General features: G+C 61.4%; 6 protein-coding genes and 1 pseudogene. 5 read left to right on the top strand and 2 right to left on the bottom strand.

Translation table 11 applies throughout. The annotated features are described in order from the left end of the window. From DOM36_RS19875 to DOM36_RS19865, 3 genes and pseudogenes are all read left to right on the top strand, one after another. Positions 1-538, top strand: a pseudogene (locus tag DOM36_RS19875) (hypothetical protein); the annotation flags it as partial. Between the two features lie 110 nt (positions 539-648). Then, positions 649-990 (top strand): hypothetical protein, encoded by a 342-nt coding sequence (locus DOM36_RS19870; RefSeq protein WP_110644165.1) that lies wholly within the window; start codon positions 649-651, stop codon positions 988-990. After that, positions 942-1,325 carry a DUF1799 domain-containing protein gene (locus tag DOM36_RS19865; RefSeq protein ID WP_110644164.1) on the top strand — a complete coding sequence of 128 codons (384 nt, stop codon included), beginning with the start codon at positions 942-944 and terminating at the stop codon, positions 1,323-1,325. The genes DOM36_RS19870 and DOM36_RS19865 overlap by 49 nt, the downstream gene beginning before the upstream one ends. Positions 1,326-1,419: 94 nt before the next feature. On the opposite strand, the gene DOM36_RS19860 is transcribed toward DOM36_RS19865, so the two are convergent. Continuing rightward, positions 1,420-1,695 (bottom strand): hypothetical protein, encoded by a 276-nt coding sequence (locus DOM36_RS19860; protein ID WP_157958721.1) that lies wholly within the window; start codon positions 1,693-1,695, stop codon positions 1,420-1,422. A gap of 531 nt (positions 1,696-2,226) precedes the next feature. On the opposite strand from DOM36_RS19860, the gene DOM36_RS19855 reads away from it, so the two are divergent. Then, the gene (locus DOM36_RS19855) at positions 2,227-3,021 is read left to right on the top strand and encodes an ORF6N domain-containing protein (RefSeq protein WP_110644162.1); all 795 of its coding nucleotides are present in this window, start codon (positions 2,227-2,229) and stop codon (positions 3,019-3,021) included. A 343-nt stretch (positions 3,022-3,364) separates the two neighbouring features. Here the strand turns inward: DOM36_RS19855 and DOM36_RS19850 are convergent, their stop codons facing one another. Beyond that, positions 3,365-3,721 carry a hypothetical protein gene (locus DOM36_RS19850; protein WP_110644161.1) on the bottom strand — a complete coding sequence of 119 codons (357 nt, stop codon included), beginning with the start codon at positions 3,719-3,721 and terminating at the stop codon, positions 3,365-3,367. 74 nt (positions 3,722-3,795) lie between these two features. Between DOM36_RS19850 and DOM36_RS19845 the strand changes: the two genes are divergently transcribed. Further along, positions 3,796-7,906 (top strand): hypothetical protein (locus DOM36_RS19845; protein ID WP_198651350.1); only part of this gene is annotated, 4,111 nt, incomplete at its 3' end.

Raw genomic sequence — 7,906 nt, 5'->3', positions numbered from 1 at the left:
TCGTGGCACGGTCACATGGACCACGACAGCCGAAGGTCTGCCGGCGTTGCAGTTTACCTTTACCGGCCTGTATCAACGCCCGACGGCGATCTCGCCGGTGACGCTGACGCCCGAGAACCAGGCCGACGAAATCCCGGTTAACTACCAGAACACCACCAAGCTGACGTTCCATGGCTACGAGGCGCGGGGCGAGTCGTTCTCGTTCGATATCGGCAACACGGTGACCTATCGCAACCTCATCAATTACGAGGGCGTGCATATCACCGATCGGGCGGCGATGGGGCAGATCAACTTCGAGGCACCGCGTGTCGACACCTTCGATGTGTTCGAGTTGACCGAATCCCACCAGGCGGTGGCCACCGGCCCGGTGGAAATGGAACACGGCACCGTGCCTGGCAACATCGTCGGTTTCCGTTCGCCCAAATCCCAATTGACCGGGATCAGCGAGCAGGACAACGACGGCTTCGTGCATTACCAGACGGATGCCCGCCACTTGCCGGTGGATGGCGACGACGAGTTCGCGATCTACTTCAAGTAAGCCAGTGCGTGACTCACGCAACGCGTGACTTCGTCACGAAATAACGACGACGCCCGCGACCTGCGGGCGTCGTCGTTTCTGAACCCCAATTTCAGGAAGGATCGAGCCTCATGGCTAACTACGTCGTCGGCATCGCCAGCGTCATCAAAACCATCAAAATCCAGCGCCCCGGGCGCGAGGAAGAACAGTTCACCGCCGAGATCCGCATCCGCGATACGGACGATCAGGACAAGCTGCTCGCCAAGCAGAAAGCCAACAAGCTCAAGGGTAACGACCACATCCGCGAAGATGTGCTGTCGGTGGCTGGCCTTGACGATGCCGCCGGCAAGCCGCTGGAATCCAGCAAGGCGCTGATCGATGGGCTGTTCAAAGACCCGTATGCCCGTGGTCCCTTGACGCTGGCATGGAACGAAGTCCAGCGCGGCGTGCCCGAGGAAGCGGCAAAAAACTAAACGCCCTGGGGCGGGCATGGGCGGGCCAGTCTGGCGGCAAGAACGAACTGCGCTCGGATCTGGACGCCTGGGGCGTCACGGTGCCGGCGCGTTATCTCGAGCCCGAGCGCATCGTGATCTGGCCGAAGCACGTCACGGCATGGTCGGTGTTCAGCCAGTGCAGTGGCCAGTGGCGCTATATCACGGGCCTGAACGCCAAGCCCGTCGCCCAGGGGATTGATCGCACGGCGTTAGCCAGCGTCATGCAGATGATGGGCGTTGAAGATCAGGCCACCGCGCTGCGCCAGGTGCAGCACATCGAGGCGGGGGCGCTGGAGGTGATGCGTCAGCGTTAGAGCGTCATAGCGTTACGACGAGGTGAAACGATGCAGACAGATACGACACGGCGCGGGGCCGGTATCACCGATCCCCGCGCGGAAGTGCTGGAAGCTAGGGCGCAGTTGATGCTGTTGCAGGCTGCTGAGATTCGGCGTCTGGCGACGGGGGAATGTCCAGGACGAAAACGGCGACGCATTCGTAACCGGTCAGGTCAAACCCTCGTCTGATGATTTCGAAAGCGAACCGGCGTTTGGTGGTTGCGCACTCCAGCAGTAGCCGATCGCCGACTCGAGGTTCGTAGTCGCCGAAGTCACAGGCATCGAACTCGGTAAACGAATCGCCCAGCACCTCCAGAGCTTTTTCGGTCATTTGAAACTCGTATTCCATGGTTACCGCCCTTGAATGATGAGCCATGAACCTAGCAGACCCGGCGACGGGCGATAAGCTGGCGGCGGCCATCTTTCTGATTCGGAAGGCTTACACGAATTTCGTGTAAGCCCGCCGGTCAGCAGCCCGCGGTGAGGCAAGTACGTCAAACGTACTCGCTTCGAGAGCAGAGCCCCGGAGCCCCACGAGGGCCGGAGGGCCGATTGTCCCGATATGGTGTTATGCGTCACAAAACGTGACAACGTCACGCGATCAGGATAGATTGACGGGCGTGCGCCTTGGGGGCATCCTGTGCCGGCTACTGCCAAATCAGTGGCCGGGTGTGGAAGCCCGTTTAACCTGAGGCGCACAGCGCCCGCATTCGTCACCAGGCGCTTTTTTTACGCCTGCCTGACGCATTATGGCGGGCCGTGCGTGGGAGCCTTCGGGCTGCCGGTCTCCTTGGGTTCCGGTCTTCCACCCCGCGCACGGTCCGCCCCCAACCCATGTGGAAGTGGTGGGGCGGACTCCAAAACCCTTGGAGTAACCGCTATGACTACCGCAACAGTACAAATCGCCAACATCGAGTTGCCGTTTATCGAATATCAGGGCCAGCCGGTCGTGACCTTCGCGATGATCGATGCTGCGCATAAGCGTCCTAAGAACACCGCAACTCGTACGTTTCACAAGAACAAGCGTCACATGATAGAGGGTGAAGACTTCTATCCCATTGATTCTAAGGGTTTATACGAAATTCGTAGGATCTACCCGGAGCTTTTCCCCGAGGCGATGAACCGTGTGACGTTCTTCACCGAGACCGGATACCTGATGCTGGTCAAGTCGTTCACCGACGACCTGGCGTGGCAGGTGCAGCGTCAGCTGGTGAAGGGCTACTTTCAGGCACGCCGAGCGTGGCCGAAGGTGCCGGACACAGTGGCGCCGCAGCCGGCAAAGATCGATCACGCGCAACGGCGCGAGCTGACCGAGACCGCCGATGCGCTGTTCCAGCGCCACGGCATGGCGCGGGATTCCGGCGGCCAGCAGTGGCTGTATAACCGGCTGCGCATCCGGTTCTCGATCCGGCGGATCGAAGACCTGCCGGCGGAAGACTTCACCGAGGCGATGGCGATCGTGCGGGCACAGAATGACGTCGTCTCGCAGCTGGGCAGCCTGATGCACCACCTGCGTTACTCGTTCTATACCGACGTGGTCGGTGGCGGGGAGCAGTGGACCAGCTGGCTTTCCAAGCAGATCGGCGGGGCCCACGTGGTGCCGGACCGGCCCGACTGGCGGAAGATCGCCAGCCAAGTGCTGGAACACCACCGGGTACTACCCACCCGGCATTGACCCGAGAGCCCCGCCGAGAGCGGGGCATTCAAGCTTATCCTCGGTTGGTCGATCCTCTAGAGAGGAAGGACTGACAGAGGGGAATCATGGCCGACTATTGCCGACAGTGCTCGTTGAGGATTCACGGGCACGACCACCGAGACCTGGCTCGCCTATGCGAGCCGGGCGAAACCGTTTGGGAACTCTGCGAAGGATGCGGCGAAGAGGTCGAGATCGATCATATCGGCATGCGTGTGGGACGGAATCAGCATGGCTCCATAGTTAATGGCGCCTGTGAAATTATCCCCGCTAGAGATTTATCTCGATGGCAGAGGTTAACTCGTCGGTTCAGAAAGGCGCAGGATTAACGTTCGAGTTTATCGACGGCCTCTACCTGCGCTCGTATCGCAGCCTCTTTCCGAGCTGCTTTTTCGCGTTGCTCGGCATTAATACGGTCAAGCTGCTTTTGAATATCCACTTTTGGCGGTTCTTTGATCCTGTGCTTTTTCTCGATATCTCGAAAAGCCATGAAAACCGATCCTGCTGCAATCAGGAGAACCACTGCTCCGCCGCCTAATACGACTAGCCATCCATGTGTGACACCGATAAAGGTCACCATTAGTACAACAAAGAAAACGCTTAGGACTTTCATTGCGCCCGGTAACAAACCGGTGGCGATGAGGAGTACTAGCAGAATCGCGAATAACAGAAATACCACCATCGTTTAATCCCCTTGCGTACAGATGACCGCCTTCGTGGCGGTTTTTTTGTGCCCGATTTGCAGGAGTCTCCCTCATGGCGGGCAAGCGTTATCAGACGACATTCGTCATTGACGGCGATAGCCGTGGCGCCGTCAAGGCCAACGATGCCGCGCGGGAATCGACCGAGCGGCTAACCAAGGAGATGGCGCAGGCCGAACGTCAGTCAGAGTCGACCAGTCAGGGTCTGATGGCGATCGGAAGCCGCGCCGCTGGTATGGCGGCGGCGGTGGGCCTGAGCGCCACAGGTATCGCCACGATGACCGCTCACACGGCGGCATCCGTGCGCGAGCAGGTGACAATGGCCCAGGCCATCGGTACCAACGTCCAGGCGCTGCAGAGCTGGGGCTATGCCGCGCGTCAGGTGGGGCTGGACGGCGACAAGATGTCCGACATGTTCAAAGACGTGTCGGACAAGATCGGCGATTTCGTCCGCACCGGTGGCGGTGAAGCGGTCGATTTGCTCCAGCAGCTGAACCTGAATATCGGTGAGCTGCAGAGCATGAGCCCGGATCAGCAGCTGTTGGCGATCGGGCGGGCGCTGGATGACGTCCAGAACCACGGTGACAAAGTGTTTTTCGCGGAGTCCATCGCCAACGATCTGAGCAGGCTGCTACCGCTGCTGGATAACAACGCCGAGAAACTGCGCGAGTACCAGCAGCAGGCGCGTGACCTGCGTATCGAACTGCCCCAGGAAGACGTCGACCGCCTCGACGAGGCCGGCCAGTCAATGCAGTACCTGGGCGAAGTCGGGCGGGGTCTATCGCAAACGGTCGCGGTCGAACTGGCGCCGGCGATCAACGGTGTCGCGGATGACGTCGATGGGTTGATCGATAGCCTCGGCGGCATGGAAGGCGTCGTTAACTCGGGGCAAATGGCGCTCACGGGGCTGGCTTCAATCATGGCCGGGCGTATGGCGAATGCCAGCTTGGCTTCGTTGAATTCATGGCGGCAACGCACCTCGGAGATCCGCACCAATAATGCCGCGTTGTTGGCCTCTGCTAACGCCACCGTCCGCCGTACAGCGGCGGAACGGCAAACAGCCTTCGCGTTGCTGGATACAGCGAAACTGGAAGCACAGGCCACCAAAGGCACGAACGCTCACGCCATTGCGCTTCAACAGCTCAGCGTGGCGCGTCAGCGTGCAGCTGTGGCTGCCGATGAGCATCGCGCGGCAATGGTTGCTTCGACCCGTGCGGCCAATCTGCAAGCCACGGCATTGAAGGGTGTCGGCCGAGCCGCCAAAGGCGCCTTTGCTCTACTGGGCGGCTGGCCGGGTCTGCTCATCGCGGGCGCGTCGGCGGCCGTTCTGCTGACCGATTCTAGCGACGATCTCTCCGATAGCCTGGATGGCGTCGGGGAGTCTTTGGGTTCGCTCGAGACACCGCTCGACACCGTCATCGAAAAGTTCCAGCAGCTGACCCGCGACCAGCAGGCGGCGGCGCTGGCCAACTGGGGCGAGCAGCAGGAAGCGCAAGCCGATAAAGCGGCGAAGGCGCTGGAGAAGATCAAGGAACAGGCCGTCGAGGATTTCGGCGGTGTCTCGCTATGGGGCGGGATCGATCCGGATCAGCAAGCGGCGTATGGCGAGTTTATCCAGCAGCTCGACGATGCCGTGGAGCATGGCGAAAGCCTCACCGATGTGATGCAGCGCAACGCCGAGTCGATGGGGGTGCCCGAGGAAACGCTGCGCGATTGGGCCAAGCTGGCCGGCATTTACGACACGTCGACCCAGCAGGCGGAGCGTTACGGCGACCGCATGGACGCCGTGACCGAAGCCCAATCGGCGGCTGGCGATGCGGCTAACGACGCGGCCGGCGGCTTTGCCAGCGTCGGCGAGGCGCTGGGCAACAGCGGTGGCGAGTGGAACAAATACTTAGCCAAGCTGGAAGATGTCCGTAACACGCTGGGTATGACGGCCGCCGAAGCTGCCGAATATGCGGCCAGTCAGGCGGGCTACACCGGGCTCTATGCTGAGCAGTCGGGCGCGATCGCGGGGCAGACCGACGCGCTCAAGGGCTATCAGACGGCCATCGAACAAGGCGACCAGGCCGAGGCCGACGTCCAGCTAGCGCGCGCCCAGCGTTTCGCCGAGAGCGAGGCGATGGTTCAGGCGCAGCTGGCCAACCTGGATACGCTGACCGGGCTGCTGCAGGGCGTGCAATCCGAGCTTTCGGCAACCGCCTTGTCGGCGTCTCTCGTCATTGGCGATAGCGCTGGCGGCGTGTCGGATCTCATCGAGCGCGCCCATGCGATCGTGCAGGCCCGTGCCGATGCGATTTCATCGACGACCGAGTTCGGCAGCAAGGCGACCGACGAAGCCAAGGCGCTGAACAAGGAGCTGGGCGAAGCCGAGAAGACTTACGACAGCCTGCGCGAGTCGTTCGACCCGCTGGGCACGGCGGCGGACGAGTACGCCAAGAAGCAGGCGGCGCTCAACCTTCTGCAGCAGCAGGGCAAGAAAACCGCCGAAGAGATCGCCCAGGCCCAGTTCGAGCTGACCCAGCAGTATCGGGATAGCATCGACCCGTTGCAGGGCATCTTTGATCGCATGGAGCCGGGCGCGGCGTTGCTGCGCCAATACCATGAGGATGTCGAGAATCTGGTAGAGGCGGGCAAGGCAGCCGGACGTAGCCAGCTGGAGATCAATGCTGGCGTGGCGCAGTTGGGCGCCGAGTATGTGAAGGCGAAAAAGGAAGCGGACCCGTACTATCAGCGCACGGTCGAGCTGCGTAAGGAATACGACGCTAGTTCTCTGAAGGCGCAACAGCTTCAAAAGGATCTACGCGACCTCAACGAACGGTATACGGGCTCGGCGCGAGGCTCGCTAGAGTATCAGCGTCAGCTTGCCGGCATCCGCGACGAAATGCGCGAGCTGTCCCTGGAATCTGACCCTGCTGCGCAGGAGATGGCGCGGGCGTGGGAGGAAGCGGCCGATCGTATCGACGAGACCTTCGCCGATGCGTTCGCGGGCGCGTTCGATGGGTTCGACGATTTCAGCGATCAGCTGATGGACGGCTTCAAGCGCTTGCTTGGCGAACTGGCTTACCAGGCCACGCTCAAGCCGATCGTCGTGGAATTTACCGGGCAGGCACAGAGTGCGCTAGGACTGCCCGGAGGCACCACCGGTGCCGGTTCTGGCGGTGGTGGGCTGGGCAACCTGTCTAGCATGGGAAGCAAGCTCTACGATTCGTTTACCGGTGGCGTGGGTGGCATCCAATGGGCGGGTGCGCCGACCTCCTACAGCGGTGGCTTTGCCGGTAGCGCCACGTCCGGCATGAATGTCGCGAGCAATGGCACGAGCTACTTCGGTGGCTCGACGTCCAATTTCACCGGCATGAACGGTCTGGCGTCGGCGGGTACGGCATATGTCGGCAGCCAGGTCGGGACGAAGGTCGGTTCGAGCCTGTTCGGAAAGGACGCCAATTCCAACATCGGCGCCACGGCTGGCGGTGCGATCGGCACCTATTTCGGCGGGCCGATCGGTGCCTTCGCGGGATCGGCTATCGGTGGCGCTCTCGATGCGGCGTTCGGCTCTCATCGCGACTACAAGGCGGGATTCACTCAGACGGCCGAAACGCCGGATGGCCCGGCTAACGATCGTTACTACGATTCGGGCGATACGGATGGCCTGCTGGGCGGACGTCAGACCGCGTTCGGCTCCTATGGGTTCACGTTCAAGGAGAAGGTGGAGCCGAAGGATATGGTCGCGCTGCTCGATTCCATGGAGCAGATCGACAACACCATGGCGTCGATCATGGACGCGGACGAGATCGACCAGGTCAAAACCGCGCTGGATGGCTTCAAAAGCCGGATCAAGAACGATCCGCTGTCGGATATTCTGAATGATCGTCTCGACGTCATCATGGGTGCTATCGATACCTCGTTCGATGACTTGCTCCAGGGCGTCTCGCCCGACGAGAAGGTCAAGCGACTGGTGGCCAGCCTGCAGGTCGACAAGATCACCGATGATCTGGCCGGCGCTGTCGTCGATGACGTCAACGAGGCCTTCCGTGGCGCGGTCGAAAGCGGCGCGGATCTCGACGAGACGGTGGCGTCCATTCAAGCGGCAGTGGCATCGCTGCAGCAGCTCGGTGAGCTGACCAAGTCGGCAGGGATCGCGTTCGATACGACCGCCGCCGGCGCGC

It is taken from the genome of Salinicola sp. CPA57, assembly GCF_003206035.1.
In the GTDB taxonomy this organism is placed as follows: domain Bacteria; phylum Pseudomonadota; class Gammaproteobacteria; order Pseudomonadales; family Halomonadaceae; genus Salinicola; species Salinicola socius.
Note: the sequence above shows the minus strand (reverse complement) of the source record. Positions and strands in the feature narration are given on the sequence as shown.